Below are 26,080 nucleotides of genomic sequence, written 5' to 3' on the forward strand. Positions count from 1 at the left end.
GGACTGATCAGTTCAAGATGCGCTACGCTGAAGTCATGACTGCCGCCGCGAACCCGATTTCCGCACTGCCGCTGCCCGACCTGCCCGGCTTCACGCACCGCTGGGTCGATGCGGACGGCGTCCAGCTGCATGCCGTGGAAGGCGGTCAGCCGACCGGCCCCGCCCTCGTCCTGCTCGCCGGATTCCCGCAGACCTGGTGGGCCTGGCGCAAAGCGATGCCGGGCCTCGCCGAGCGATTCCGCGTCGTCGCGATCGACCTGCCCGGGCAAGGGCACTCCGACCGCCCGCATGACAGCTACGACACCCACACCGTCGCCGCGCAGGTCCAGGCCGCGGTGACGGCGCTCGACGTGCCGAAGTACTGGCTGGCCGCCCACGACGTCGGCGCCTGGGTCGCTTTCTCGCTGGCCCTTCAGCACGAAGCGCACCTGCACGGGGTCGCGCTGCTCGACGCCGGCATCCCCGGAGTCACCCTCCCCGAGTCCATCCCGACGGATCCCGAGCGGGCCTGGAAGACCTGGCACTTCGCGTTCCACCTGGTGCCCGACCTTCCCGAGACCCTGCTCGCCGGTCGCGAACGCGAGTACGTCGACTGGTTTCTGAAAGCCAAAACCCTGTCCCCGGAGACCTTCGACAGCGCCGAAACCGACCATTACGCCGCCGCCATCGCCGCCGAGGGTGGTCTCCGGGCTTCGCTCGCCTACTACCGCGATGCGGCCGAGTCAGCGCGCAAGAACCGATCCGCCCTGGAGCAACGGCGTCTGACCGTCCCGGTCCTGGGCATCTCCGCCTCCCACGGCTCGATCCCCGACATGGCCGCTTCCCTCCGCCCGTGGGCGGACAACACGACCGGCGTCGTCATCCCGGGTTCCGGACACTTCATCCCGGACGAACAGCCCGATGCCGTCGTGGTCGCGCTGACCGAGTTCATCGAGCGCTAGTGCGACGTCGGATTTGCGCCAGCGCATGAGGTCCTCGCGGCGAAAGACTGGCGGGCATGATCGACGTTCTTGACCGATTCCTCGCCGCCAGCACCGAATTCGGCCAACGCTTGCCGTCCGTCCGCCCCGACCAGTGGACTGCGCCGACGCCCTGTGCGGAATGGAACGTGCGCCAGCTGGTCAACCACATGGTGCGAGGGAATCTCAACTACGTCGATCTGCTGGCCGGGAGCAGCCGGGAGGACTTCCTGCGCATGCGCGACGCCGACGCCCTCGGCGACGACCCGCTCGCGGCTTATGCCGGGTCGGTGCGACTGGTCGCCGACGCCTTCGGCCGTCCGGGCGCGCTGGATCAGGTGCTCGACTACCCGTTGGGGAAGGTGACTGGGTGCCAGGCGCTGGCCGTGCGTGCTACGGATTCGGCCATTCACGCCTGGGATCTCGCCCGAGCGCTGGGGGTGGATGACGGGCTTGATGCTGACCTGGTCGCTTGGATCAGCGACAGGCTTGGGGAGATTTACGCCGGGTTGGCGGAATCCCCCGTCGCGGCTGAGACGACGCATCGATTCTTCGCCGCGCCGGGGGTGGTCAGCGGGTCGGTGTCTCGGCAGGAGCGGTTGTTGGCCTTGATGGGTCGGAACCCTGGCTGGCACGCGGACTGACCCGCTGCCACCGCGTCGACCCGCTCACTCACCCGAGCCGGGCCGTCTGCGGCTTGTCCGCCGAGGTTTCGTTCAGATCCGCCGAACTCAGACGGATTCGCGGTACACCCGTCGGGCGATCTGCTCGACTTGTTCGACGGTGAGCACCGGAGCGGCGCGAGCCTTCAGTTCGGCCGCGAGCGCCGCGGACACTCGCAGAGACAGCGCGCGGCGATGTCGTCAGCGACCGCGTCCGCTTCCTCCTCGACGTAGTCCTGCCGGGACCGTGAGTGCCGCAGCATGCGCTCGCGCTTGACCGGATCGGCTTCTCGCCGCGCCGCGGCTTCCTGCTCGGCGATCTCTCCCTGAATCCCGGCCAGCACCTGTTCACGGCTCACAGGCTCAGTCACGATGCATCGTCCTCTTCTCCCAGTGCCGCTCGGTACGCACGCAGGTCAGCGCCGCTGGTCTTCCGGGCGTTGACACCCGAATAAACCACGTGATCGCGGATGATCCGCTGAGGATCCAGCGTCCAGGCCGGATCGACGTCACTGGCACCGGGATATCGAGCCGATCGTGCTTCTCCCACCACAGCCCGATGGCCGTAACAGAATGTAACGCACCTGCACACAGCCGTCATCGCGAAGCTTCGCGAGTCAGTATCGGCGCAGCACCCTTTCAAGCGCCTCCCCTGTCGCCTCGATATCCGACGCAGCCACCCAGCTCCTGGGCATGATCTCGAACTACGTCTTCTGGCCGACCCTCTTGGTGCCAGGCTGGGAAGTGAGCGCCGAACGCGTCGCGCAGGTAGTCGACGAGGCCGTCCGCACCATCGCCGCCCGGTACGCCGTGAGCTGATCTCGGCGTTACCTCCGGGGCAGAGATCATCAACACTCTTGTCCAGACCGCCCCGGACACGGTAAAAGCAGCAGGTCACACCGAAAAATCCGCCGCACGCAGCGGGCACGTCCGGCTGGCCGCCGACCGGGTGACTCCAGATCACTAGGAGAGGTCTTGACCGCGCTCGCTTCCCCCGCCGCCGTGCTGCCCGCCGCCCGAAGACCCCGCGTCGGAATCGCCGTCCTGGCGGCCTTCGCCGCCGTCCCCGCCGCGCTGGCATTGTGGACCGCCCTGCACGCCCCGCGCGCGCACGTCCTGCTCGACTACTGGCACGTCCTCGCGAAAATCACCGACGACCGCGGAAACCTCGTGCTGGGCCAGGTGTTCACCTACCACCTCGACCAGCCCTTCGTGCTCCCCTCGCTGCTCTTCTACGCCGACGCCGCCTGGTTCGGCGGCGACAACCGCGTCCTCACCGTCCTCACCGTCGCCCTCGTCGCCGGGATCAGCGCCTGCCTCTACTCGATGCTGCCCGCGTCCCTGTCCCCGCACCGAAAAGCCGCGCTCGCCGCCGGGATGTCGTGGCTGCTGTTCACCTCGCACCTGGCCGAGATCTAGCTGCAAGGCACCAACGGAATCAGCTGGATCCCCCGCGGTCTTCTTCACCGTCCTCGCCGCCTCCCAAGCCCACCGCGGCCGCCTCTGGACCGCCGCGACCGCTGCCGTGCTCGCCAGCCTCAGCTTCGGTGCCGGACTCCCCGCGTTCTTCATCGTCGCCGCGATCTTCCTGCTCCGCCGGGAACACCGCGGCAAAACCATCGCCATGGCCGCCGCCGGAGTCGTCGTTCTCGCAGGCTGGCTGCTCACCAAACCCGCCGGTGCCCAATCCCTGGCCACCACCGCACTCGACCCCGACGGCCGCCTCTCCGTCGCCGCCGCCGCGCTCGGCAGCCTCTGGTCCGGCGACCACGCCGTCACCGCTGTCCTCGCCGGAGCCCTCACCTCCGCGCTCCTAGCCGCCTGCGCGATCTCAGCAAGAGCGACCCGCGCGCCGCCGGATGGATCGGCATCGCCGGATACGCCGCCGCCCTCGCCGTTCTCGTCGCCCTCGGCCGCACCAGCGCACTCGCCCCTGGTGGGAACATCGGCCTCATCAGCCGCTACGCCATCGCCAGTGCTCTAGTTACCTCTGCGCTCCTCGCGCTCGCGACGTTCGTCCGTACACAATGGCCGCTCACCGCCGTTGTCATCGGGATCTGCGCCATCTCCCTGACCACCCACGCCCTCGGCGGCGCCAAAGCAGACCTCACCCGCCGCGGCTACGCCCCGCTCGCCCTGGCCCCCGTCGCCCTGCGCACCGAAACCACCGGCGTCCTGGACCAACTCCACATCCAAAGCCAAGTCATCCCCGCCGCGAAAGCCCTCGGCGCCTACCCCTTCAACCCCCACTTCACCCTCGGCTGCCACGGCCCCGAACTCGGCACCACCATCAACCCGGCCACCGCCACCGACCTGCCCGCCGCCCACGGCGCCATCACCACCCCGAAGCCCGGCGCCCTCATCACCGGATGGACCGACCTGCACCCCGACTGCATCCTCACCACCAACCCCACCGGCACCGTCACCGGCGGCGGCATCACCAACCTGCCCTCCCCGGCCCCCGGCATCCCCGACGGAAACGCCTGGCAAGCCACCGCACAACCCGGCACCGGACCGGTCACCGTCTACGCAGTGGTCGGCGACCGCCTCTACCGGGTGCACGAATCCGTGGCTAGCGCGAACTGAGCAAGAAGGCGATATTCGTTGGCGCGGCGCGACTGCGCCCCACGTGCCGAAGACGCTCACAGTCGCCGCCGAAGCTTCATGGATGCGGCAAGTCGCCCACGCACATCGGCCACTTGACGCTGGAGTCACGCATCGGCAATGTCGTGAGCGCCTGCGCGGCCTTTCCGCTGCAAAACGAGGTGAAGAGCTTGAAGTACGTGTCGCGATCCGGACGCCTTCAGACGCCGCGATCGACGAATTCGCTACCCGTTTGCAGGGCGACGCCTACAACTGCTCGGCCCATGGATCGAGCAGTACTTCGACTAAGACACCGATAGCCGGTTCAGGGGCGCGGTCGCCCGTCGTGCGGTGTTTGAATCAGCGGGCAAGCCACGGAGCGAGCAGCTTCTCCAGCGCGTCGTCCGACAGCGCCGCCGCTCCGCCATGGAATTCGTGCCACCGCGACGCCTCGCGGGCCGCGTGGTAGTCGACCTCGAAGGCACGCATCAGGACGTACATGAAACTGCCCGAGTCGAACCGCTCGCCCAGCAGGGTACGAGCCGTCCGGGCCACGTCTACCGCGGTGTGGGGGCCGTTCACGTCAGCCAGCTTCAGTTCCTCAGCCGCCGGATCGAGCAGGCTCGGCGCACACAACAAGACAACTACTCCACTCTGAACTGTTCGCTCAACCTTCGGCGGCAAGCTGCCCGCAGGCCGCCGCGATGTCCTGGCCCCGGGTGTCCCGCACCGTGCACGCCACGCCGCCCGCGTTCACCAGCCGCACGAACTCGCGCTCCACCGGCTTCGGCGACGCATCCCACTTCGAACCCGGCGTCGGGTTCAACGGAATTACATTGACATGCACCAACTGGCCCAAATGCTTCCGCAGCCGCTTCGCCAGCAGCTCCGCCCGCCACGGCTGGTCATTGATATCCCGGATCAACGCGTACTCGATCGACACCCGCCGACCCGACGTGTCCGCGTAATACCGGGCGGCCGAAAGCACTTCGTCGATCGACCAGCGATTGTTCACCGGCACCAGCGTGTCCCGCAGCTCGTCATCCGGCGTGTGCAGCGACACCGCCAGCCGCACCTGCATCCGCTCGTCCGCCAGCTTCCGAATCGCCGGAGCGAGACCCACCGTCGACACCGTCACCGAACGCTGGCCAATACCCAGACCGCCCGGCGCGGGATCAGTGATCCGGCGCACCGCAGCCACCACACGCTTGTAGTTCGCCAGCGGCTCGCCCATGCCCATGAAGACGATGTTCGACAGCCGCCCCGGGCCGCCGGGCATCGAGCCGTCTCGCATGACCGCGGCGGCGTCGCGGACCTGGTCCACGATTTCCGCGGTCGAGAGGTTGCGGTCGAGACCGCCCTGGCCGGTCGCGCAGAACGGGCACGCCATGCCGCAGCCGGCCTGGCTGGAGATGCACAGCGTGGCGCGGTCCGGGTAGCGCATGAGCACGCTTTCCAGCAGCGTCCCGTCATGCGCGCGCCACAGGGTCTTGCGGGTCGCGCCGCCGTCCGCGGCCAGTGCGCGGACCTCGGTGAGCAGCGGCGGCATCAGGTCCGCGACGAGCTTCTCGCGCGAGGCGGCCGGGATGTCGGTCATCTCCGCCGGGTCGACGGTGAGCCGCGAAAAGTAGTGGTTCGACAACTGCTTGGCGCGGAACGCCTTCTCCCCCAGTTCGACGACCGCCTCCGCTCGCTCGGCCACCGTGAGGTCGGCGAGATGGCGCGGCGGCAGGCCGCGCTTGGGCGCGTCGAAAACAAGAGGGAGGGCAATCATGACCGATCAAGTGTCTCATACGCGCGAACCCGGCGCGCCGCCCCCTCGCGGGCGGCGGGCGAACCGGATCAGCGGGCGGCCTCGGCGCGATCCGGTCGCCGGGTCGCCGGAACGGCGGCCGACGAAGGACGGGCGGGATTCAACGGAAAAACACCCTACGAAAGTCGGATTGCCGAATGCTTTCCGGGATGAATTCCCTTATAGTCGACGCCGGGCGCACAAATAATCGACCGGCGTAGAAATATCCGCCGCGGCACTTCGGCAACGGAATACCCCCGTTAGTCGGTAGTCGCCGCAAACTTCGCGCGCGTACCGTTCGCGGCGCATCTCCCCTTCCCCACCGGTCCGGAATTCCCCGGACCGGCCGGGCTTCCCCGTTGGAGGATCCCGTGAAAGTGCGTTCTTCGATTCTGCGCGCGATAGCGGCGGTCGCGACCGCCGCGACCGCCGCGCTCGCCGTTCCCGCCGCCGCGGACGCGGGCGAAACGAACATCTCGATGCAGGCCCAGCAGAAAGACCAGTGGTGCTGGGACGCCAGCGGCAACACCATCGCCGCGTACTGGGGCTATTCCCTGACCCAGACCCGGTTCTGCCAGATCGCGCACAACGAGTCCGGCAGCGACTGCGCGAACAACCAGGGCTATCTCAGCGACCAGCAAAGAGTTTTCCGCTACCTCGGGTTCCGCAGCGTCGGCTCCTACAATTCCAACGGCTACCGGCTCTCCTTCTCCGGCATCAAGAACCAGATCGACGCCGGGCAGCCCATCGGCACGCGGATCGGCTGGACCTCCGGTGGCGGCCACATGCACGTCCTCTACGGCTACGACGACTCCAACGGACGCAGCATCGTCGAATACGGCGACCCGTGGCCGTCGAACAACCGCTACAACTCGATGAACTACAGCTCCTACGTCTCCAACAACCAATTCGCCTGGACCCACACCGTCTACGGAATGGTGGGCTGACTCATGCTGCGAACCATCCTCCGCACCGCTGTCGCATCGGGAGCCATCGCTGCCGCCGTGTTCGCCGCGAACCCGGCGTCCGCCGCGCAGTCGCCGACCGGACCGTCCTCCTCGGACACCGCGGCGATCTCCGGTCTGCTCGCCAGCCCGGACACCGCCGCCCGCCTCGCGCACACCAAGTTCCCCGGCGCGGCCCCGGCAGCCGCGCACGCCACTCGGGCCGCGGCTGACGCCAACACCCAGATCCCGGTCTACGAACCGACCGCGGCGTTCATCAACGGCGAATCCGACGTTCCGGCCGCCCTCGCGTACGTCGCGTCTCCGGCCCACCTCGCCGACGGGCGCGCGGCGACCGTGTGGGCGCAGCCGAGCAAGGCCGGATGGCAGGTCATCAACGTCGCTTCCGGCAACGACGAACAGGTCCACGCAGCGGCCGCGCACGGCGGCTATCTACTGCACGAACCGCAGGTCAACGCCTGGTACTCGGTCAACGGCGACACTGTGACCGTCCTCGACGGCGCGGTCTCCGGCGTCCCGGCAGGCACCCGCGTCACCTTGGCGGCCTACCGGTCCGAACTGCAGAAACGCTACGGCGACAAGCTGCCCGGCTCGACCTACGACAAGACCGGCGCGGGCGGCGGTTACGCCGTCACCGCCCCGAACACCGGCGGGGACGGAAGCCCGGCCACCGCGCTCGCCGTCGGCGGGGCGGCCGCGGCAGCCGCGGGCGGCGCGTTCCTCCTGCGCCGCCGTTCCCAGCACAGCAAGTGATCCGTCGGCGGCAGGGGTCCCCCCCTGCCGCCGATCACTCGCCGCCGTCGAGCGACGCGGCCCACCGATCCGCCCACGACACGAGCGGCCGCAGCGCGTCGAACGCCTCGCGGCCCAGCGTCGTCAACGCGTAATGCGATTCGCCGGTCTGGTGCACCAAACCTGCCTCGCCGAGTTCGACCAGGCGTTGCCGCAGCACGCTCGAAGACATCCCGTCGCACCGTTGCTGCAACGCGCGAAACCCGAGCGTGCCGACCTGCAACTCCCACACGATCCGCAGGCACCACCGCCGCCCGAAGAGGTCGAGCGCGGCCATCAGCGGACGGCCGGTCGTGGAGCCCCGGACCGGCTGTCCCGGCTTCGGCGTCGCCATCCGAATCTCCTTGTGCTTCGATTTCCGAAACACTAACATCGGCCGCCATGATTCGATTTCCGAAGCAGGTCTGCGCCGCGCTCGGCATCGACGTGCCGATCGCGCAGGCCCCGATCGGCTCCGCCTCGACCCCGACGCTCGCCGCGGCGGTCTCGAACGCGGGCGGCCTGGGGACGCTCGCGCTCACCTGGACCGACCCGGACGAGGCGGTCCGCCGGATCCGCGAGGTGCGCCGCCGCACCGACCGTCCGTTCGCGGTCAACCTCGTGCTCGACTTCCCGATCGACGACGTCCTCGACGCCTGCCTCGCCGAAGATGTCCCGATCATCTCGACGTTCTGGGGCGACCCCGCCAAGGTCGCCGCCCGCGCGAAGGACACGCGGCTGATCCACACCGTGGGCTCGGTCGCCGAAGCACGACAGGCGGCGGAAGCAGGCGTCGACGTCGTGGTCGCGCAAGGCTGGGAAGCGGGAGGACACGTCCGCGGCCAAGCGTCGACCCTCGTGCTGGTGCCCGCCGTCGTGGACGCGGTCGGTCCGATTCCCGTGCTCGCCGCAGGCGGAATCGCCGACCGACGCGGGCTCGCCGCAGCGCTCGCCCTGGGCGCGCAAGGCGGCTGGCTAGGCACCCGATTCCTGACCGCGACCGAAGCGGCGACCCACGATTCCTACCGCGAAGCCGTGCTCGTCGCGGAGCTCGAGGACGCCGTCCACACCCGCTGCTTCGACGGCGGATGGCCCGACGCGCCGCACCGCGTCTTGCGCAATTCGACGCTCACGCAATGGGAAGCGGCAGGCCAACCGCGCGCGGACCGCCCCGGCGAAGGCGACGTCGTAGCATCGGATGCGTCCGGAAACCCGTGGCAGCGCTACGACGACATGATTCCCGTGCCAGGCATGACCGGAGACCTCGAAGCCTTGGCGCACTACGCCGGACAAGCCGCGGGACTGGTCCGAAACGTCGCGCCAGTCGCGCAAATCATGGCGGACCTCGTCGGCTAAACCTGTTCCACCGCCGCCGGAAGCTCGACCGGTTGCTGCAGCGCGTCAAGCACCGCGTTCACCGCCGCCCGTCGCGGCGATCCGCGCCGGGTGACCGCGACGATCGTGCGCGTCACCGGCGTCGACAGCGCTTTCGTCGCGACCCGGTACCGCGGATCCACCGCCAGCCCAGGCAGCAACGCGATCGACAGCCCGGCTTCGACGTGCTGCAACGTCATCAGGTAGTTGCTGAACCGACACACCGCGCGCGGCTCGAATCCCGATTCGCGGCAGAGCCGCAGCGTCAGATTCGCCATGTAGGACTGGGGAATGTCGAGCGCCCACGGTTCGCCCGCGTAGTCCGCGAGCACCGCCGGCCCGGGCGGTTCCGGCCGGTCGAGCGCGGTGACCAGCACGATCGGATCGGTCGCCAGCCGGATGATCTCGAGGTCGGGACCGAGCGGCAGGTCGACGAAATCGGTGGTGGTGATGATGACGTCGCTGTCGCCCGCCCGCAGCGCCGGGACGCTTTCGTGCGGTTCCCGTTCCGCCAGTTCGGTTTCCAGCCGCGGATAAGCCTGTGCGAGACGGGTCGCGGCGGGCACCGCGAAGGTGTGGATCGCGCTCTGGAACGCGCCGATCCGCACCAGCCCGGCCGGTTCGTCGCCGCGCAGTTCGGCCTCGACCGCGTCGAGATGGTCGAGGATCGCCCGCGCCTGCCGGGCCAGTTTCTCCCCGGCGGGCGTCAGCCGGACGCGGCGGCCGGTGCGTTCCAGCAGCCGGGTGCGGGTTTCGGTCTCCAGCAGCGCGAGCTGATGCGACACCGTGGAGGCGCTGAGATTCACGTCCTGCGCGACCGCGCGAACGGTGCCCAGCACGGCGAGCCGGCTCAGCAGCCGCAGCCGCCACGGGTTCAACATGCCCCCATCGTTGTTCGACGCCATCGCACAGGCAAGCGGAAACTGTGAGATGGACGCGGCGCTCGGTCCGGCCCTACCGTCGAAGCCATGGCCACCGACACCTTCTGGTCCGACGTCGACCGGCACCTCGTCCGCTACGCCGGCCCCGGCTCGTTCACCGGCGAAATCATCGACCGCGCCGAGGGCAGTTTCGTCTTCACCGAGGACGGCCGGCGGATCCTCGACTTCACGTCCGGGCAGATGAGCGCGATCCTCGGGCACGCGCATCCGGAGATCGTCGAGACCGTCCGGAAGCAGGCCGCGAAGCTCGACCACCTGTTCAGCGGGATGCTGAGCCGTCCCGTGGTCGAGCTCGCCCGGCGGCTCGCCGAAACGCTGCCGGACCCGCTGGAGAAGGCGCTGCTGCTCACCACCGGCGCCGAGTCCAACGAGGCCGCGCTGCGGATGGCCAAACTGGTGACCGGCAAGCACGAGATCGTCTCGTTCGCCCGGTCCTGGCACGGGATGACGCAGGCCGCGGCGAGCGCCACCTACAGCGCGGGCCGCAAGGGCTACGGTCCCGGCGCGCCGGGCAACTTCGCCATCCCCGTGCCCGGTGCGGACTGGGAGCACCAGCTGGACCTCGCGTTCGACCTGATCGACGCGCAGTCCGTCGGCAGCCTCGCCGCGTGCCTGGTGGAGCCGATCCTCAGCTCCGGCGGGATCCTCGTTCCCCCGCCGGGTTATTTCCAGGCCCTGCAACGGAAATGCCGGGAACGCGGCATGCTGCTGATCCTCGACGAAGCACAGACCGGGTTGTGCCGCACCGGAACCTGGTACGCCTTCGAGCACGACGGCGTGGTCCCGGACATCCTCACGATGTCCAAGACGCTCGGCGCCGGACTGCCGCTGGCCGCGGTGCTGACGAGCGCGGAAATCGAGCAGGAAGCCCACGAACGCGGGTACCTGTTCTTCACCACGCACGTCTCGGACCCGCTTCCGGCCGCGGTCGGGAACACGGTGCTGGACGTCCTGATCCGCGACCGTCTCGACGAACGCGCCCGCGACCTCGGCACCCGGCTGCGCACCGGACTGGACGAAATCGCGACGCGGCACGAAGCAGTCGGCGAGATCCGCGGCCGAGGCCTCCTCGCCGGACTGGAACTGAGCGGCGGCGGCCCGGACGCGGACAAACTCGGCGCGCGCGTGACGCAGCGCTGCCTCGAACTCGGGCTGCACATGAACATCGTGCAGCTGCCCGGCATGGGCGGGGTGTTCCGGATCGCGCCGCCGCTGACCGCCGCCGACAGCGAGATCGACCTCGGACTGTCCATTCTGGACGAAGCAATCGGGGACGTCTCGTAGCTCAGCGCGGAACGCGGCCCGCGACGGCGGTCGCCACCTTCTTGGCGAGGTCGCAGGTGTCCACGGCGACGGTCACCAACTCGCGGATCGTCACCGCGAGGACGACCCCGTAGCCGCTGCCCTGGCACCAGCTGGCCGACGGTCTTGGGCGCGGTACCGCTCCCGTGGCTGAGTTCGGGCACAGCACGGCCCCCGGCGTCCGGTTCCCCCTACTCGTCCCGGTTCAGGGGTGGGTCCCCGCGCTCGCCGCGATTAGCGTGCGCGGGGTAAACGCTGCTGCCGGGGGTGGGGAAATGCGGTCCAAAGCTACCGTCCTGATACTCGTTCTGACGCTGCTCGGCACCGCCCCGGCCGCGTCGGCGAGCAGCGGGCACACCGTCGCGCTGGACGGTCTTTCCCGCCCGGTCGACCTGCTCGTCGACAAGTGGGGCGTCCCGCACATCTACGCCGCGAACACCTCGGACCTGTTCTACGCACAGGGATTCACCGTCGCCCGCGACCGGCTCTTCCAGCTCGACACCTGGCGCCGCCGGGGGCTCGGTTTGCTCAGCGAGGTCCTCGGCGAGTCCTATGTGGACCAAGACCGCGCCGCCCGGCTTTTCCTGTACCGCGGCGACATGCAGAAGGAATGGGCCTCCTACGGCCCCGAAGCCAAACTCGCCGCCACCCGGTTCGCCGCGGGGATCAACTCCTACCTCGACTGGCTCGCCAAGCACCCCGAGGCCGCCCCGCCGGAGTTCGCCAGGCTCGGCTACCAGCCGTCGCGCTGGCAGCCCGAGGACATCGTCCGCATCCGCTCGCACGCGATCGGCGAGAACCTCACCTGGGAGGTCGCCCGCGCGCAAATGGTGTGCCACGCCGGGCCGGGCGCGAGCAAATACCTCCGCAGCCTGCACCCCGACCACGAGGCCGCGGTGCCCGAAGGCCTCGACCCCTGTTCGATCCCCGGCGACGTGCTTTCCGTGTACAACAAGGCGACCGCCGGCGTCACGTTCCCGAAGGGCGTCGCCTCGGACCGGGACATCGCCGACGCCACCAGCGGCAGCAACTCGTGGGCGATCGGCCCCGGCCGCACCGCCACCGGACGGCCGATCCTCGCCAGCGACCCGCACCGCCGCTCCGACTCGTTGCCCTCCGGCCGTTACGTCGCCCAGCTTTCCGCGCCCGGCCTGAACCTCACCGGCGCGGGCGAGCCGTGGAACCCGGGCATCGCCATCGGGCACAACGATTCCGTCGCGTTCGGCCTGACGAATCTGCCGGTCGACCAGACCGACCTCTACGTCTACGACCTCGATCCCGCCGACCACAGCCGGTACCGCTACCGCGGCGGCTGGGAGCCGATCACCAAGCTCACCGAAACCATCCCGGTGCTCGGCGGACAGCCGGTGACCCGCGAACTGTCCTTCACCCGGCACGGCCCGATCGTGAAGGTCGACGAAGCGGCAAACCGGGCATTCGCCGTGCGCACCGTTTGGACCGAACCGGGCAGCGCGGCGTATCTCGGCAGCCTGAACTACCAGCGGGCCCGCAACTTCACCGAATTCACCGCCGGAATGCGCGAATGGGGCACGCCCGGATCGAACCTCGTCTACGCCGACGTCCACGGCGACATCGGCTACGTCCCCGGCGCGCTGACCCCGCGCCGCACCGGGACCGCTTACGACGGTCTGCTGCCCGTTCCCGGCGACGGCCGCTACGAGTGGAACGGGTTCCATCCCAACTCCGAACTCCCGTGGCAGCACAATCCGCCTGCCGGATTCTTCGCCTCCGCCAACGACTACAACCTCCCGCCGGGCTTCCCGGTGGTGTCCAACTACGAATGGCAGCAGCCGTACCGCAAGGAGCGGATCGACGAACTGATCAAGTCCACGCCGCGCGCCCGCGTCTCCGATTCGCTCGCCATCCAGCGCGACGAAAAGTCCTTGCTGGCACCCCGGCTCGCGCCGTTCCTGCGGAACCTCTCCTCCACGGATCCGGACACCGCGAAGGCGCTCGAAGTGCTGCGCGGTTTCGACGGCGTCGCCTCGGTGGATTCCGCACCGGCCCCGCTGTACGAAACTTGGCTGCTGAAGTACCTCCACGGCGGCTGGGCGCACGCGACGCTCCCGCAAGCCGCCGCGGATGTCCTGGCCAGCACGATCAATCCGGATTTCAGCCTGGTGCTCGCTTCGTTCGCCGACCCGGACGCGTGGTTCGGCCCGGGCGGTGCGGCCAAACGCGACAAGCTGATCCTCGACACTCTCCAGCTCGCTTTCCGCGACGTCGCCGGAAAACTCGGCAGCGACCCGGCGAAGTGGCGCTGGGGCGCGCTGCAGCACCAGGAATTCGTGCACCCGGCGGGCGGCCCGAACGTCGGCCCTAACTCGGTCGGCGGCGACTACCAGACCGTCCACCCGTCGTTCTTCCACCCGTTCACCTACCAGCAGCTCAACGGCGCGACCTTCAAAATGGCGCTCGACGTCGGCGACTGGGACGCGTCGCGGGCGATCAACGCGCCCGGCCAGTCCGGCGACCCGCGCAGCCCGCACTACCGCGACCTGAACGACCTGTGGGCGTCCGGCGGCTCGTTCCCCCTGCTCTCGAGCCGCTCGGCCGTCGAACGCAACCTCGACACCCGGATCAGGCTGGTTCCGAGGTCCGCTTCGGGAAGTTAGCCCGCATCCGGACGAGCGGGACCGCCGCGCCGGCCAGCAGGACCGCGCAGGCGGTCTGCAGCAGCAGGAACCAGACCGGGCACGCACCCGGGATCAGGTCGACGCCGACGAGCGCGACCGGAGCGATGATCGAGATGAACCGAGCCCGCTCATAAGCCCGGCGCGACCCCTTCGCCGCGAGCGTGACCAGCCAGTACATGATCGCGGCGCTGACCGGCACCAGTGCGGAGCGCGTCCACATGAAGCCGGTCGCGCTCCCGTCGACGACGGCCAGCGCGACGATCGTGCCGAAGACGGCCGCGCCCATCGCTCCGTAAGCCACGACGAACTTCTTCGCCAAGCCGAACCGGTCTTGGCCGGCCGGGCGTTCGATGGTCTGCATCGCTGTTCTCCCTTGTGGTTTCCCGTTGTGCCAGCAACGCTAGGAAGCCGCGGCCCGGCCCGGTATGGGTCTGGCCGCACAAGGGGGTGGGGCTGGACCCACTCCTGTCCCGCGACGGCGGGAATCCGGCGTTTCGTGGTGCACAGTGGACCGCGAAGCCGGATGGACAGGGGGAAGAAACGATGCGACAGCTACGGTCCTGGATACGGGACTGCGGGGTGGGATTCGTCCGCGCCGCCCAGGCGGCGGGCGTGGCGCTGCTGATCCCGGTCGTGTGGGCGGCCGCGGTCGGCCTGTGGCAGCTGTGGGGCGGCAGCCCGTGGTCGTGGATCGCGCCGTTCATCTGGGCGGCGATCGGGACGCTGGCGCTGGCGCGTCCGGTGTGCCGGATGACGCGGGTCATGGTCGCGAACTGGACCGGCATCGTGCTCCCGCCCGGATACCGGAAGCTCCCGCCGATCACCCAGCTGTCGACCGGATACTGGTGGAACGGCCACTCCTACTCGCGCACCCAGGAAGAGGCCCGGCGCGAGCAGCGGTTGAAGAACTGGCGCTACGACCCGGCGACCTGGCGGGACCTGCGGTTCGCGCTGCTCGCGCCGGTCTCGTTCGGCCTGGTCGCGCTCGTGCCGCTGCTCGGGGTCGTCGCGGCGGTACTGACGCTGGTGAACCTGCCGGAGGGATATCTCGCCGGTCTGCTGATCACGATCGCGACCGCGCCGTACGCCTGGCGCAGCGTCATCCCGGTGGCCACGCGGTTCCTAGGCGCGTCCGCCACGATGGAACTGGCCGACCGGGTCGACACCCTGACCGCTTTGCGCGCCGACACGACCATCGCGCAAGCCGCGGAAATCCGGCGCATCGAACGGGATCTGCACGACGGCGCGCAAGCCCGGCTGGTCGCGCTCGGCCTCGCGCTGGCGACGGCGGAGAAGCTGATGGAGACCGATCCCGAGCAGGCCAAGGAATTGCTGCGCGACGCCCGGGCCGGCGCCGCCACGTCGCTCACCGAATTGCGCGAGCTGGTCCGCGGCATCAGCCCGCCGGTGCTGAACGAACGCGGGCTCGCCGACGCGGTCCGCGCGATGGCGATGGACCTGCCGCTCGACGTGACAGTCGAAGCCGATCTGCCGCAGCCGCTCGATCCGCCGATCGAATCCGCGCTGTACTTCGGAATCGCCGAATTGCTCGCCAACACGGTCAAGCACGCGCACGCGTCGCACGTCCAAGTTTCCCTGTTGCAGGAAGGGAATCGGCTATGCGCCTCGGTCGAGGACGACGGTCTCGGCGGGGCCGGGATCCACCCGGACGGCGGGCTTGCCGGACTGCGCCGCCGCCTCGCGGTCTTCGACGGCACAGTGGAGATCACCAGCCCGGCGGGCGGGCCGACCCGAGCGTGGATGATGGTGCCATGCGCATCGTCGTAGCCGAAGACCTCTACCTGCTGCGGGACGGTTTGGTCCGGCTCCTCCAGGCCTACGGCCACGAGGTGGTGGCGACCGCGACGACCGGCCCGGAAACCGTCGCCGTGCTGCGCGAACACCGGCCGGACGTCGCCGTGGTCGACGTCCGGATGCCGCCGACGCAAACCGACGAAGGCCTCCGTGCGGTCCTCGCCGCGCGCCGCGAGACGCCCGGGCTGCCGGTGCTGATCCTGTCGCAGCACGTCGAACAGCTCTACGCCCGCGAACTGCTGGTCGACGGAGCCAGCGGCGTCGGATATCTGTTGAAGGACAGCGTTTTCGAGGCCGAACAGTTCATCGACGCGCTCGAACGCGTCGCGGCCGGCGGCACGGCGATGGACCCGGCGGTGATCTCGAAACTGCTCACCAGCGGATCGCCGGACCAGCGCCTCGGCTCGCTGACCGAACGCGAGCGTTCGGTGCTGGAGCTGATGGCGGAAGGCCTGTCGAACGCGGAGATCGCCCGGCGGCTGTTCCTGAGCGAAAGCGCGATCAGCAAGTACACGACGTCGTTGTTCGGCAAACTCGGCATCACCGACGACGACACCGGCAACCGGCGCGTCCTGGCGGTGCTGACCTACCTCAACTCGTGAGCGCTGAGGCCGGCCAGAACCGGCCTCAGCGCTCACGAGCTGGTCAGCTCACCAGATTGTCGAAGCGGCGCAACGTTTCCTCCGCGCCCAGCGCCTGCGTGATCGAGTGCAGGTCCGGGCTGCGGGTCGACCCGGTGATCGCGATCCGGATGATCTGCGAGGCCTCGCGGATCGAACCCGGGTACGCGTCCGGGTCCTTCTTGTATTCCTTGGCGTTCTTGGCGAACCCGTGCTTCGCCGCGACCTCGCGGATCTGCTGGAACCACTCCTGCCCGTCGTCGAGCTGCTGGTACGCGGACACGAAGTCCGACGCCACCGCGCGGACGACGTCCGCCGGAACGCCCAGCGCCGCGATCCGCTCGTCGTCCGGACCGGTCGCCGCCTGGTGCAGCTGCGGGAAGAAGAACCCGTAGACGGCGCGGAACTCGCTCCACTTCTTCAGGTCCTTGCGCGGGTTCTCGACGCCCTCGCGCTCCACCGCCAGCGCACGCAGCGCCAGCTCGCGGGAGGACTCCAGGACCGCCTTGAGCTCCGGGTCGAACCGTTCAGCCCACTCCAGCACCGACGCGAGGATCTCCTCGCCGGACAGCGTCGCGACGTAGTCGGCGGCGAGGTCGTCCAGCTTCACCAGGTCCACGAGCGGACCGGCGACGCCGCACTCGTCGAGGTTGATCGGCGCGTCGAGCGCTTCGGCGAGCGGCATCTCGGCGAGCCGTCCGTTCGCCAGGCCGCGCAGGTAGTACAGCACCGCCGGGACCGGGTAGCCGGCTTCGAGGTAGAAGTCGACGGAGGCTTCCGGGTCCTTGCGCTTGGACAGCTTCCGCTTGCTGCCGCCCTCCTGCTTCATCAGCGGCGCGATGTGCGCGTACTGGATCGGCTCGAAGCCGAGCGCTTCGAAGAGCTGCTGGTGCGTCGGCACCGACGAGATCCACTCGTCGCCGCGGATCACTAGGTTCACCCGCATCAGGTGGTCGTCGACGGCGTGCGCGAAGTGGTAGGTCGGCAGCCGCGGGCTCTGGTCGGAGCTCTTGAGGATCACCACGTCGTTGCGGTTGGCCTCGGCCTCGATAGTGCCGCGGATCGCGTCGGTGAAGCGCACGCGCTGCCCGGTGTCGTCCGGCGCGCGGAAGCGGACCACCCACGGCTCGCCCGCGTCGAGCTTCGCCTGCACGTCGGCCGGGTCGGCGTCGCGCCAGATCGCCCACGAGCCGTAGTAGCCCGTCGGGAGCTTCGTGGCCTGCTGCCGCGCGGTGATCGACGCCAGCTCGTCCTTCGTCGCGAAGTCGATGTACGCGCGGCCTTCGCGCAGAAGGTGCCGTACGTAGGTGAGGTAGATCTGCTCGCGCTCGGACTGCCGGTACGGCCCGTACTCGCCGCCGCGCACCGCGTCCTCGTCCGCCTGCAGCCCGAAGTACGCGAAGCCGCGTTCGAACTGCTCCAGCGCCCCCTCGACCTCGCGCGACTGGTCGGTGTCCTCGACGCGCACCAGGTAGCGGCCTTCGGAACGGCGCGCGACGTCCTGGTCGATCGTCGCGACGTAGATGCCGCCGATGTGCACGAAGCCGGTCGGCGACGGGCCGAACCGGGTCACCTTCGCGCCGTCGGGCAGCTGCCGGGCCGGATAGCGCTGTTCCCAGTGCTCAGGCTCGGGCAGATCCGCGGGGAACAGGGCGTCGATGACCGCACGGTCCAGCATCGGAGGTCGGGTCTCCCAGGTCGTTCGGGTGTTTTCGCTAGTGCTTCGAGTATCGCCGACCGCCGTCCTCCCCGGTCGGCCAGGTCCCCGGGTTGTCGCCACGGTTGCGAACCGACCGTTTCCGATATATCGTGAACGTGTCGCAACAGTTCGAGAAAGGAACTCAAGACCATGAACCGACGACGACACCCCTTCCCCGGCGGACGCGCGTTCCCCGGCGGACATCACGAACACGGAGAACACGAACAGCACGGCCGGTCCTCGTTCGGCCCCTGGGGCCGGGAATTCGGCGAGTTCGGCTTCGGGCGCGGAGACCTGCCGGGACGACGCGGCCACGGTCCGGGCGCACGCCGCGGCTCCCGGCGCGGCCGGCGCGGCGACGTGCGGGCGGCGATCCTCACCCTGCTCGCGGAACAGCCGCGGCACGGGTACGAGATCATCCGCGAGATCGGCGAGCGCAGCGGCGGGCTCTGGAAGCCCAGCCCCGGCTCGATCTACCCGACCCTGCAGATGCTGGCCGACGAGGGCCTGGTCGTGAGCCGCGACGAGAGCGGCAAGAAGCTCTTCGAGCTCACCGACGAGGGCCGCACCGCCGCCGAACAGCAGACCGGCACGCCGCCGTGGGAGCACTTCACCGACGACGTCGAACCGGTCGAGCACGACCTGCGCAAGGCGGGCGCGACGCTCGCCGCGGCGGTCGTGCAGGTGATGCGCGCCGGCAGCGAGAACCAGCAGGCCCGCGCGGTGGACGTGCTCAACGAGGCACGCCGGTCGATCTACTCGATCCTCGGCGAGGTCGAGGAATCGGAGGACTCGGCCGAGTCCGGAGAGGCAGCCGAGTGACCGGGCAGGACGAGGCCGGTGGGTTTGACGCGGCAGTGCACGCGATAACCCACCGGCAGCGTCACCTCGCCCGATCCCGGGTTCAGGCGGCGCGTGTCAGCGATCGCCCGCTGCGCGACCTTCGCGCTGAACTCGATCTTCAACACTGATTCCGCCGCGGCGAAGTCCGCGAAGCGCCAACGCGTGCGTACGCGCCGACAGTTGAAGCCGTGCGCGGCGAAGAACCGTTCCACCGCAGGCGGGTCGTAGTGCGGCAAATCCGCCCGCATCCATCCGCCATAGGGCTCGCTGGTCACGTCGAGGTCGACGATCATGATCGATCCTCCGGGCCGCAGCACCCGTTCCGCTTCGCGCAAACCGGGTTCGCATCCAGGGCCGAAGAAATACGCGGTGCGCGCGTGCACGATGTCCACGCTGGCGTCGTCCGCCGGCAGCCGCTGCGCTCGTCCCACGCGGACCCGCACGTTCTCCAGATCCCGCACCCGTCGCTCCGCGTCCCGCGCGAGCGGCGGGTGCGGTTCGATTCCGAGCACCGAACGCGCGTCCGCGGCGAAAAGCGGCAAGTGGTATCCGTCACCGCAGCCGAGATCGAGCACGTCGAGGCCGGTCCAGTCGTGCTCTTCGCGCAGTACTCGCCAGATCTCGCCGTCCGCGTCCTGCGCCCGGTTCTCGACGTCGTAAACGTCCTGGTAGTACCAGATGTTCGGGCTGGGAACGACTTCCTTCGACGCCGCCGGGCCGCGGAACAACCAGCGCACGGCACTCCTCTCCGCCTCCAGGGGCTCCGACGGGCGCGGCAGCTTTCCCGCTCAGAGCGTAGAACGCCGCTCCGCCGAATAGACTTCACCCTCTCGGGGAGGAGAACGCGATGTCGACCGACTGGCAACTCGCCCGCACGCTCCCGGCAGGCCTGCCCTGCTGGGTCGAGGTGGCGTGCCGCGACGAAGCCCGGACCCAGGACTTCTACTCCCGGCTTTTCGGCTGGGAATACGAAACCCGGCGCGATCCCGCGTCGCCGACCGGCCGGTACTCCATCGCCCTGTGCGACGGGGTTCCCGCCGGCGGCCTGTACGAAGCCGGCGCCCGCAGCGCACCCGGCTGGACGATGCAGCTCGCGGTGCCGCACACGGCGAGCGCCGCCGAATGGGTCGAGCACCTCGGCGGGCAGGTGACGCTCGGGCCGATCGCGATCCCCGAGCGCGGCAGCATCGTGCACGCGATCGACGCGTGCGGCGCGCCGGTGGTGTTCTGGGAAGCCCCGCCGGACTGGCAGTTCGCGGGCGGCGTGCCCAACACGTTCAGCGGCGCGGACCTCAACACGCACGACGGCGTGGCCGCGGACCACTTCTACACCAAGCTGTTCAACTACTCGAGCCGTCAGGTCGGCGACGGCGAAAGCGTCGACTACGCGGAATATTCCATTGAGCACACGGCGGTGCTGTACCGCTACGTGATGGGTCCCGAGTACCGCCGGGACACTCCCCCGCACTGGCTCGTGTACTTCGAGGTCGACCCCGCGCGCGGCGCGGACGCGGCGGCGGGCGAGGCGCTGATGCTGGGCGGTTCGGTGGTGATCGAGCCGTACGACACCCCGTTCGGCCGCACCGCGATCCTCGCCGATCCGGACGGCGCGGTGTTCGCGGTGATCGACCACTCGCGGGTGCTGGAAGACGTGGGCCGCGCCGAGGTCGACGACCCGTACGACGACTGAGGATTCAGACGGGGATTCAGACGGGGGCTCAGGCCGGGACGAAGGCCGACAGCAGCAGCCACGACACGACGGCCGAGGGCAGCAGCGAGTCGAGGCGGTCCATGATGCCGCCGTGGCCGGGCAGCAGCGTGCCCATGTCCTTGATGCCGAGGTCGCGTTTGATGAGCGATTCGACGAGGTCGCCGAGCGTCGCGGTGAGCACGATGGCCGCGCCGAAGATGACGCCCTGCCACGCGTGGCCGTCCAGCATCAGGCTGATCGTGAGCACGCCCGCGACGATGCCCGCGATCATCGAACCGGCGAAGCCCTCCCAGGACTTCTTCGGGCTGATCGTGGGCGCCATCGGGTGCTTGCCGCCGAGCACGCCGGCGATGTAGCCGCCGGTGTCGGAGGCGACGACGCCGATCAGGAACGTGAGCACGCGCCCGACCCCGTCGTGCGGCGGCACGAGCATGGCCGCGAACGCGCCGAACAACGGCAGGTACGCGGCGGCGAAAACGGAAGCGCTGACGTCGCGCACGTAGCCCTTCGCGCCGCCGGGCAACCGCCACAGCAGGCACGCGAGCACGGTGAGCACGAACGCGGTGAGCGCGCCTTCCCGGCCGAACGGCCAGGCCAGCCAGATCATCGCCTGCCCGCCGACGAGCACCGGGATCAGCGCGACCTTGGTGTCCGCGACCCGGCGCAGCACGCCGGAGAACTCGAACGTGCCGACCGCGATCGCGGCGGCGATGACCCCGATGAAAATGAACCGGACGGTGAGCAGGGAAACGATGATCGCGGCCCCGAGCAGCAGCCCGACGCCGATCGCCGCGGGAAGATTGCGCCCGGCCCGGGAGGCTTTCTTCTCCGGTTCGGCTTTCGCTTCGTCGCTGGCTTTCCCGCCGTTCACCGGCCCAGTCTTCGTGCCGCGCTCGGGTTTGCCCCCGGGCATGACGGATTCGCCTTCGGCCGCACCTTTCGCTGATCCGCCCTTGGACGCAGCCTTCGCGCCCTTCGCCAGTCCGCCCGCGGGAACGCCCTTCGCACCCTTCGCCGACTCGTCCCCGGATTCCCCGGGATTCCCCGCCGCAGCACCGGATTCCGCGCGCGCATTCGTCGCGGAATCCGATTTCCGCTGCCCAGCAGGGGTTTCCGAAGCCGGTTCCAGCCGCGAAACCGGGTCCGGCTCGGCGGCCGGGCCCAGTGGCGGGGTGTCGCTCACCCGCTCGTCGCGTTCCTCGCTCACCTGGCTCATCAGACCTCGAGCAGCTCGGCTTCCTTGTGTTTCACCAGCTCGTCGACCTGGTGCACGTAGGTGTCGGTGAGGTTCTGCAGTTCCTTCTCGGCGCGCGCGACCTCGTCCTCGCCCGCTTCGCCGTCCTTGGCGATGCGGTCGAGTTCTTCCTTGGCTTTGCGGCGGACGCTGCGGATCGAGACGCGGGCGTCCTCGCCCTTGCCCTTCGCGACCTTCACCATCTCCTTGCGCCGCTCCTCGGTGAGCTGCGGGATGACGATGCGGATGACGTTGCCGTCGTTGCTCGGGTTGACGCCGAGGTCGGACTCGCGGATCGCCTTCTCGATGGCGTTCAGCTGCGTCTGGTCGTAAGGCTTGATCAACGCCATCCGGGCCTCCGGCACGTTGACGCTGGCCAGCTGGTTCAGCGGGGTCGGCGCACCGTAGTACTCGACGACGATGCGGGAGAACATCGACGGGTGGGCCCGCCCGGTGCGCACCGACGTGAGGTCTTCCTTCGCGACGGACACCGCTTTTTCCATCTTCTCCTCGGCGTCGAGGAGGGTCTCGTCGATCACGGCTACTCCCGGTGTTGTGTTGTCGGACCTGAGCTTGATCCCAGCAGGTCTAGGCGGACGCCTCGTCGGCGGGGGTCGAGACCAGCGTGCCGATCCTCTCACCGCCCACCGCGCGGGCGATGTTGCCCTCGGTGAGCAGGTTGAACACGATGATCGGCATCTTGTTGTCCATGCAGAGGCTGAACGCGGTGGCGTCGGCGACCTTGAGACCGCGCTCGAGCACCTCGCGGTGAGTGATGTCGGTGAACATCTTCGCGTCGGGGTCGGTCTTCGGATCCGCGGTGTAGACGCCGTCCACGGCCTTGGCCATCAGCACGGCTTCGCAGCCGAGTTCGAGCGCGCGCTGCGCGGCGGCGGTGTCGGTGGAGAAGTACGGCATGCCGACGCCGGCGCCGAAGATGACGACGCGGCCCTTCTCGAGGTGCCGTTCCGCGCGGCGCGGGATGTAGGGCTCGGCGACCTGGCCCATCGTGATCGCGGTCTGCACGCGGGTCGGGAGGCCTTCCTTTTCGAGGAAGTCCTGCAGCGCGAGGCAGTTCATCACGGTGCCGAGCATCGCCATGTAGTCGGCGCGGTCGCGGTCCATGCCGCGCTGCGACAGCTCCGCGCCGCGGAAATAGTTGCCGCCGCCGATCACCACCGCGATCTGCACCCCGGTGCGCGCGACGTCGGCGATCTGCTGGGCGACGGAGTGCACGACGTCGGGGTCGACGCCCACCGCGCCGCCGCCGAACATCTCGCCGCCCAGTTTCAGCAGCACCCGGCGGTACCCGCCCTCGACCCGGTCCTCACCCATGTCTGTCGCCTCCTGCCCCTCGGTAGACCCGACTGTGCCCCGTCCCCGATGCGCGGAGACGGGGCACAGTGCCAGAACCTAGTCCCAGTGCCTCGCTCAGGCCTGGCCGACCTCGAACCGGGCGAACCGGGTCAGGGTCACGCCCGCCTCGTCGAGCAGGGCCTTGACGGTCTTCTTGTTGTCCTTGACCGACGGCTGCTCGAGCAGCACGTTGTCCTTGTAGTACGCGTTGACCTTGCCCTCGATGATCTTCGGCAGCGCCTGCTCGGGCTTGCCTTCCTCGCGGGCGGTCTGCTCGGCGATGCGGCGCTCGTTCTCGATGATCTCGGCCGGCACCTCCTCGCGGGTCAGGTACTTCGCGCGCAGCGCGGCGACCTGCATGGCGGCGCCGCGGGCGGCGTCCACGTCGTCACCGGTGAACTCGACCAGCACGCCGACGGCGGGCGGGAGGTCGGAGCCGCGGCGGTGCAGGTAGGTCGCGGTCTTGCCCTCGAACGACACCACGCGGCGCAGTTCGAGCTTCTCGCCGATGCGGGCCGACAGCTCCTGCACGACCTCGTTGACCGGCTTGCCGTCCAGGTCGGCGGCCTTCAGAGCCTCGACGTCGCTGGACTTCAGCGCCTTCGCGGTCTCGACGATCTTCGCCGCGAGCTGCTGGAAGTCGTCGTTCTTGGCGACGAAGTCGGTCTCGGAGTCGAGCTCGATCATGACGCCGCCGTCGCCGGCGACCAGGCCCTCGGCGGTGGCGCGCTCGGCGCGCTTGCCGACGTCCTTGGCGCCCTTGATGCGCAGGAACTCGACAGCCTTCTCGAAGTCGCCGTCGTTCTCCTCGAGGGCCTTCTTGCAGTCCATCATGCCCGCGCCGGTCATCTCGCGCAGGCGCTTCACGTCAGCGGCGGTGTAGTTCGCCATCGTGTTGAATCCGTCCGTTTCAGGTACGTGTGCGGTGAGCGCCGTCCGGGCGGCCCTGCGCGGACCGCCCGGACGGGGTGGATCAGGAGTTGGCCGGAGCCTGCTCGCCGGTCGCTTCCGCGGTTTCGGTCGCGGCGGTCTCGGTCGCGGCGGCCGTCTCGGTGGCGGCAGCGGCCTCGGTCGCGTCGGCGGCGGCGGTCTCCGAGCCCGCGAGGAGCTCCTTCTCCCACTCGGCCAGCGGCTCGTCCGAAGCACCGGTCTCCGGCTTCGCGTCGGCCGAGGCGCCGTTGCGGCCGGAACGGGCCATCAGCCCGGCCGCGGCGGCCTCGGCGACGACCTTCGTCAGCAGCGCGGCGGAACGGATCGCGTCGTCGTTGCCCGGGATCGGGTAGTCGACCTCGTCCGGGTCGCAGTTGGTGTCGAGGATCGCGACGACCGGGATGTTGAGCTTGCGAGCCTCGCCGACGGCGATGTGCTCCTTCTTGGTGTCGACGATCCACACCGCGGACGGCACCTTGGCCATGTCCCGGATGCCGCCCAGGGTCTTCTCGAGCTTGTCCTTCTCGCGGGTCAGCGTGAGGATCTCGCGCTTGGTCAGGCCGGTGAAACCGCCGGTCTGCTCCTGGGCCTCGAGCTCCTTCAGGCGGAGAAGGCGCTTGTGGACGGTCTGGAAGTTGGTCAGCATGCCGCCGAGCCAGCGCTGGTTCACGTAGGGCATGCCCACGCGCGCGGCCTCGTTGGCGATCGCTTCCTGCGCCTGCTTCTTCGTGCCGACGAACATGATGGTGCCGCCGTGCGCGACGGTTTCCTTGATGAACTCGAACGCACGGTCGATGTACGTCAGCGTCTGCTGCAGGTCGATGATGTAGATGCCGTTGCGCTCGGTGAAGATGTAGCGCTTCATCTTCGGGTTCCACCGACGGGTCTGGTGCCCGAAGTGCACGCCGCTGTCGAGCAGCTGCTTCATGGTGACGACGGCCATTGCCGGAATCACACCTTTTCTGTAGTCGCGCGCTCCCGCTGCCGGTGTTCGTTCCGCCCGCGGAGGCGCTGTTCCGGTTAGTCGCCCCCGACCGGGAGGTCGTGGGCCCTGGTGCCGTAGCCGATGCCCGGACCCGTGGGTTCGGCTGTGCGAAACCCCAGGGACCGCCGGACACCGTGCGCCCCTCCGTCCGGGTTCCCGCCAGAAGCGGCCCGTCCGGGGACGCGCGCACGTGCACGCGAAGTCAGCCCAGCGAGTGGACTGCGGAATTGATTCTACCCCCTGCCACCAGGCCCGCCCCTGCGGGCAGCCTTCGCCCGGCCCGGAGTTGTCCACAACCGCGCCCACCTGTGGACAACCCCCGCTGAACAGCGGGTTCCGGTCGGCCGGCGCCCGAGGATGGGGACATGACCACTACGCGATCTTTTCCCGTTGCCGCCGTTGCTTCCCGCGCTGCCGATTCGCCTGCGGATTCCCTGGTTCCTGTGCCCTCGATGCCGAGCACGGCCAGCTCAGTGCCCTCCCCTGTGCCTCGCCCGGACAGAGAAGCGAGCAGCCAGTCCGGTCCCTCGCCGAATCCGTCGCCGCCTGATTCGCCTCATCCGGTGGTCCTGGCAACCGCTGCCCTGCTCACTCAGCACCCATCGGCAGGTGCCGCCCTCCTGAGCCCGGACGACGCCATCCCGCCCCCTACCTCAACGGGTCCGCTCCCGCGCGGCGGCCGCCATCGCCGACCACCCGCCAGACCGCCCAGAATCCGCACCGCACTCCGCCGCACGTGGACCCGCGCGAGGTCCGCCGCGAGCACCGTCAGCCGCTACGCCCTCTTCGCCTCCCGCAGGCTCCTTCGCCCTGCACGCCCAAGACCCGTGCCCCTCTTGCCGAGCGTCCGAATCTCGCTGCCCTGCGATTTCAGCTGGGGT

At 69.4% G+C, this 26,080-nt stretch carries 27 protein-coding genes; 14 read left to right on the plus strand and 13 right to left on the minus strand.

Going from position 1 to position 26,080, the window contains the following annotated elements:
* Positions 1 to 35 precede the first annotated feature (35 nt).
* Both EIZ45_RS35615 and EIZ45_RS35620 read left to right on the plus strand, forming a co-directional pair.
* Positions 36 to 941 carry an alpha/beta fold hydrolase gene (locus EIZ45_RS35615; RefSeq protein ID WP_205670233.1) on the plus strand — a complete coding sequence of 302 codons (906 nt, stop codon included), beginning with the start codon at positions 36 to 38 and terminating at the stop codon, positions 939 to 941.
* A gap of 56 nt (positions 942 to 997) precedes the next feature.
* Entirely contained in the window at positions 998 to 1,603 is a 606-nt protein-coding gene (locus EIZ45_RS35620; RefSeq protein WP_134668075.1) for a TIGR03086 family metal-binding protein, read from the plus strand.
* A 164-nt stretch (positions 1,604 to 1,767) separates the two neighbouring features.
* On the opposite strand, the gene EIZ45_RS35625 is transcribed toward EIZ45_RS35620, so the two are convergent.
* Positions 1,768 to 1,992, minus strand: a complete 225-nt coding sequence (locus EIZ45_RS35625; protein WP_134668074.1) for a hypothetical protein — start codon at positions 1,990 to 1,992, stop codon at positions 1,768 to 1,770.
* A 292-nt stretch (positions 1,993 to 2,284) separates the two neighbouring features.
* Between EIZ45_RS35625 and EIZ45_RS35635 the strand changes: the two genes are divergently transcribed.
* The 3 genes from EIZ45_RS35635 to EIZ45_RS47065 all read left to right on the plus strand — a co-directional run bounded on the left by EIZ45_RS35635 (position 2,285) and on the right by EIZ45_RS47065 (position 3,605).
* Complete coding sequence (locus tag EIZ45_RS35635) at positions 2,285 to 2,440, plus strand: TetR/AcrR family transcriptional regulator C-terminal domain-containing protein (RefSeq protein ID WP_255443687.1); 156 nt, start codon at positions 2,285 to 2,287, stop codon at positions 2,438 to 2,440.
* A 156-nt stretch (positions 2,441 to 2,596) separates the two neighbouring features.
* A complete protein-coding gene (locus EIZ45_RS47060; RefSeq protein WP_240690877.1) occupies positions 2,597 to 3,040 on the plus strand; it encodes a hypothetical protein in 444 nt (147 codons plus the stop codon).
* Positions 3,041 to 3,146: 106 nt separating this feature from the next.
* Positions 3,147 to 3,605, plus strand: coding sequence for a hypothetical protein (locus EIZ45_RS47065; protein WP_240690876.1), 459 nt, complete (start codon positions 3,147 to 3,149; stop codon positions 3,603 to 3,605).
* 959 nt (positions 3,606 to 4,564) lie between these two features.
* Here EIZ45_RS47065 and EIZ45_RS35645 read toward each other — a convergent pair.
* Positions 4,565 to 4,843, minus strand: coding sequence for a hypothetical protein (locus EIZ45_RS35645; RefSeq protein WP_078870335.1), 279 nt, complete (start codon positions 4,841 to 4,843; stop codon positions 4,565 to 4,567).
* Between the two features lie 28 nt (positions 4,844 to 4,871).
* Positions 4,872 to 5,978, minus strand: a complete 1,107-nt coding sequence (gene rlmN, locus EIZ45_RS35650; protein ID WP_134668073.1) for a 23S rRNA (adenine(2503)-C(2))-methyltransferase RlmN — start codon at positions 5,976 to 5,978, stop codon at positions 4,872 to 4,874.
* A 389-nt stretch (positions 5,979 to 6,367) separates the two neighbouring features.
* Between rlmN and EIZ45_RS35655 the strand changes: the two genes are divergently transcribed.
* Together EIZ45_RS35655 and EIZ45_RS35660 are read left to right on the plus strand one after the other, a co-directional pair.
* Positions 6,368 to 6,943, plus strand: a complete 576-nt coding sequence (locus EIZ45_RS35655) for a papain-like cysteine protease family protein (RefSeq protein ID WP_134668072.1) — start codon at positions 6,368 to 6,370, stop codon at positions 6,941 to 6,943.
* 3 nt (positions 6,944 to 6,946) lie between these two features.
* Positions 6,947 to 7,714, plus strand: a complete 768-nt coding sequence (locus EIZ45_RS35660) for an LPXTG cell wall anchor domain-containing protein (protein ID WP_134668071.1) — start codon at positions 6,947 to 6,949, stop codon at positions 7,712 to 7,714.
* A 34-nt stretch (positions 7,715 to 7,748) separates the two neighbouring features.
* Here the strand turns inward: EIZ45_RS35660 and EIZ45_RS35665 are convergent, their stop codons facing one another.
* A complete protein-coding gene (locus EIZ45_RS35665) occupies positions 7,749 to 8,087 on the minus strand; it encodes a helix-turn-helix domain-containing protein (RefSeq protein ID WP_037810336.1) in 339 nt (112 codons plus the stop codon).
* A 47-nt stretch (positions 8,088 to 8,134) separates the two neighbouring features.
* Here EIZ45_RS35665 and EIZ45_RS35670 point away from each other — a divergent pair, with 47 nt between their 5' ends.
* A complete protein-coding gene (locus EIZ45_RS35670; RefSeq protein WP_043827755.1) occupies positions 8,135 to 9,088 on the plus strand; it encodes a nitronate monooxygenase family protein in 954 nt (317 codons plus the stop codon).
* Here the strand turns inward: EIZ45_RS35670 and EIZ45_RS35675 are convergent.
* Positions 9,085 to 9,987: a LysR family transcriptional regulator gene (locus tag EIZ45_RS35675; protein ID WP_043827756.1), complete on the minus strand. Its 903-nt coding sequence runs from the start codon at positions 9,985 to 9,987 to the stop codon at positions 9,085 to 9,087. The two genes, EIZ45_RS35670 and EIZ45_RS35675, sit on opposite strands and share 4 nt — an antisense overlap.
* A gap of 87 nt (positions 9,988 to 10,074) precedes the next feature.
* On the opposite strand from EIZ45_RS35675, the gene EIZ45_RS35680 reads away from it, so the two are divergent.
* Together EIZ45_RS35680 and EIZ45_RS35690 are read left to right on the plus strand one after the other, a co-directional pair.
* Positions 10,075 to 11,331 carry an aspartate aminotransferase family protein gene (locus tag EIZ45_RS35680; protein ID WP_134668070.1) on the plus strand — a complete coding sequence of 419 codons (1,257 nt, stop codon included), beginning with the start codon at positions 10,075 to 10,077 and terminating at the stop codon, positions 11,329 to 11,331.
* A gap of 293 nt (positions 11,332 to 11,624) precedes the next feature.
* Complete coding sequence (locus EIZ45_RS35690; protein ID WP_205670232.1) at positions 11,625 to 13,985, plus strand: penicillin acylase family protein; 2,361 nt, start codon at positions 11,625 to 11,627, stop codon at positions 13,983 to 13,985.
* Here EIZ45_RS35690 and EIZ45_RS35695 read toward each other — a convergent pair.
* Positions 13,951 to 14,367, minus strand: a complete 417-nt coding sequence (locus EIZ45_RS35695; RefSeq protein ID WP_134668068.1) for a hypothetical protein — start codon at positions 14,365 to 14,367, stop codon at positions 13,951 to 13,953. The genes EIZ45_RS35690 and EIZ45_RS35695 overlap by 35 nt on opposite strands.
* Positions 14,368 to 14,549: 182 nt before the next feature.
* On the opposite strand from EIZ45_RS35695, the gene EIZ45_RS35700 reads away from it, so the two are divergent.
* Positions 14,550 to 15,794, plus strand: a complete 1,245-nt coding sequence (locus EIZ45_RS35700) for a sensor histidine kinase (protein ID WP_134668067.1) — start codon at positions 14,550 to 14,552, stop codon at positions 15,792 to 15,794.
* Entirely contained in the window at positions 15,779 to 16,423 is a 645-nt protein-coding gene (locus tag EIZ45_RS35705; protein WP_134668066.1) for a response regulator transcription factor, read from the plus strand. Before EIZ45_RS35700 ends, EIZ45_RS35705 begins: the two co-directional genes overlap by 16 nt.
* 43 nt (positions 16,424 to 16,466) lie before the next feature.
* Here the strand turns inward: EIZ45_RS35705 and EIZ45_RS35710 are convergent, their stop codons facing one another.
* Positions 16,467 to 18,119, minus strand: coding sequence for a glutamate--tRNA ligase (locus EIZ45_RS35710; RefSeq protein ID WP_037810321.1), 1,653 nt, complete (start codon positions 18,117 to 18,119; stop codon positions 16,467 to 16,469).
* 171 nt (positions 18,120 to 18,290) lie between these two features.
* Here EIZ45_RS35710 and EIZ45_RS35715 point away from each other — a divergent pair, with 171 nt between their 5' ends.
* Positions 18,291 to 18,962, plus strand: coding sequence for a PadR family transcriptional regulator (locus EIZ45_RS35715; RefSeq protein ID WP_205670231.1), 672 nt, complete (start codon positions 18,291 to 18,293; stop codon positions 18,960 to 18,962).
* Here the strand turns inward: EIZ45_RS35715 and EIZ45_RS35720 are convergent.
* On the minus strand, positions 18,896 to 19,720 hold the full coding sequence (locus tag EIZ45_RS35720; RefSeq protein WP_167756656.1) for a class I SAM-dependent methyltransferase: 825 nt from the start codon (positions 19,718 to 19,720) through the stop codon (positions 18,896 to 18,898). The two genes, EIZ45_RS35715 and EIZ45_RS35720, sit on opposite strands and share 67 nt — an antisense overlap.
* A 110-nt stretch (positions 19,721 to 19,830) precedes the next feature.
* Between EIZ45_RS35720 and EIZ45_RS35725 the strand changes: the two genes are divergently transcribed.
* A complete protein-coding gene (locus tag EIZ45_RS35725; protein ID WP_037810319.1) occupies positions 19,831 to 20,673 on the plus strand; it encodes a VOC family protein in 843 nt (280 codons plus the stop codon).
* Positions 20,674 to 20,701: 28 nt separating this feature from the next.
* Here the strand turns inward: EIZ45_RS35725 and EIZ45_RS35730 are convergent, their stop codons facing one another.
* From EIZ45_RS35730 to rpsB, 5 genes are all read right to left on the minus strand, one after another.
* A complete protein-coding gene (locus EIZ45_RS35730; RefSeq protein WP_238608407.1) occupies positions 20,702 to 21,607 on the minus strand; it encodes a phosphatidate cytidylyltransferase in 906 nt (301 codons plus the stop codon).
* 302 nt (positions 21,608 to 21,909) lie between these two features.
* Positions 21,910 to 22,467, minus strand: a complete 558-nt coding sequence (gene frr / locus EIZ45_RS35735; protein WP_037810317.1) for a ribosome recycling factor — start codon at positions 22,465 to 22,467, stop codon at positions 21,910 to 21,912.
* Between the two features lie 49 nt (positions 22,468 to 22,516).
* Entirely contained in the window at positions 22,517 to 23,263 is a 747-nt protein-coding gene (pyrH, locus tag EIZ45_RS35740) for a UMP kinase (protein WP_037810316.1), read from the minus strand.
* Positions 23,264 to 23,359: 96 nt separating this feature from the next.
* Positions 23,360 to 24,175, minus strand: a complete 816-nt coding sequence (gene tsf, locus EIZ45_RS35745; RefSeq protein WP_037810315.1) for a translation elongation factor Ts — start codon at positions 24,173 to 24,175, stop codon at positions 23,360 to 23,362.
* Positions 24,176 to 24,257: 82 nt separating this feature from the next.
* Positions 24,258 to 25,157, minus strand: a complete 900-nt coding sequence (gene rpsB / locus EIZ45_RS35750; RefSeq protein ID WP_037810313.1) for a 30S ribosomal protein S2 — start codon at positions 25,155 to 25,157, stop codon at positions 24,258 to 24,260.
* Positions 25,158 to 26,080 lie beyond the last annotated feature (923 nt).

The organism is Amycolatopsis sp. CFH S0740 (assembly GCF_004522315.1).
Taxonomy (GTDB): domain Bacteria; phylum Actinomycetota; class Actinomycetes; order Mycobacteriales; family Pseudonocardiaceae; genus Amycolatopsis; species Amycolatopsis nivea.

Excerpts from the sequence above, each read along its gene's own strand:
- EIZ45_RS35695 (WP_134668068.1), bottom strand. The coding sequence starts at position 14,367 with ATGCAGACCATCGAACGCCCGGCCGGCCAAGACCGGTTCGGCTTGGCG.
- EIZ45_RS35680 (WP_134668070.1), top strand. The coding sequence starts at position 10,075 with ATGGCCACCGACACCTTCTGGTCCGACGTCGACCGGCACCTCGTCCGC.
- EIZ45_RS35675 (WP_043827756.1), bottom strand. The coding sequence starts at position 9,987 with ATGTTGAACCCGTGGCGGCTGCGGCTGCTGAGCCGGCTCGCCGTGCTG.
- rlmN (WP_134668073.1), bottom strand. The coding sequence starts at position 5,978 with ATGATTGCCCTCCCTCTTGTTTTCGACGCGCCCAAGCGCGGCCTGCCG.
- EIZ45_RS35660 (WP_134668071.1), top strand. The coding sequence starts at position 6,947 with ATGCTGCGAACCATCCTCCGCACCGCTGTCGCATCGGGAGCCATCGCT.
- EIZ45_RS35665 (WP_037810336.1), bottom strand. The coding sequence starts at position 8,087 with ATGGCGACGCCGAAGCCGGGACAGCCGGTCCGGGGCTCCACGACCGGC.
- EIZ45_RS35725 (WP_037810319.1), top strand. The coding sequence starts at position 19,831 with ATGTCGACCGACTGGCAACTCGCCCGCACGCTCCCGGCAGGCCTGCCC.
- EIZ45_RS35670 (WP_043827755.1), top strand. The coding sequence starts at position 8,135 with ATGATTCGATTTCCGAAGCAGGTCTGCGCCGCGCTCGGCATCGACGTG.
- EIZ45_RS35620 (WP_134668075.1), top strand. The coding sequence starts at position 998 with ATGATCGACGTTCTTGACCGATTCCTCGCCGCCAGCACCGAATTCGGC.
- EIZ45_RS35705 (WP_134668066.1), top strand. The coding sequence starts at position 15,779 with ATGCGCATCGTCGTAGCCGAAGACCTCTACCTGCTGCGGGACGGTTTG.
- rpsB (WP_037810313.1), bottom strand. The coding sequence starts at position 25,157 with ATGGCCGTCGTCACCATGAAGCAGCTGCTCGACAGCGGCGTGCACTTC.
- EIZ45_RS35690 (WP_205670232.1), top strand. The coding sequence starts at position 11,625 with ATGCGGTCCAAAGCTACCGTCCTGATACTCGTTCTGACGCTGCTCGGC.
- tsf (WP_037810315.1), bottom strand. The coding sequence starts at position 24,175 with ATGGCGAACTACACCGCCGCTGACGTGAAGCGCCTGCGCGAGATGACC.
- pyrH (WP_037810316.1), bottom strand. The coding sequence starts at position 23,263 with ATGGGTGAGGACCGGGTCGAGGGCGGGTACCGCCGGGTGCTGCTGAAA.
- EIZ45_RS35710 (WP_037810321.1), bottom strand. The coding sequence starts at position 18,119 with ATGCTGGACCGTGCGGTCATCGACGCCCTGTTCCCCGCGGATCTGCCC.
- EIZ45_RS35615 (WP_205670233.1), top strand. The coding sequence starts at position 36 with ATGACTGCCGCCGCGAACCCGATTTCCGCACTGCCGCTGCCCGACCTG.
- EIZ45_RS35700 (WP_134668067.1), top strand. The coding sequence starts at position 14,550 with ATGCGACAGCTACGGTCCTGGATACGGGACTGCGGGGTGGGATTCGTC.
- EIZ45_RS35730 (WP_238608407.1), bottom strand. The coding sequence starts at position 21,607 with ATGCCCGGGGGCAAACCCGAGCGCGGCACGAAGACTGGGCCGGTGAAC.
- EIZ45_RS35715 (WP_205670231.1), top strand. The coding sequence starts at position 18,291 with ATGAACCGACGACGACACCCCTTCCCCGGCGGACGCGCGTTCCCCGGC.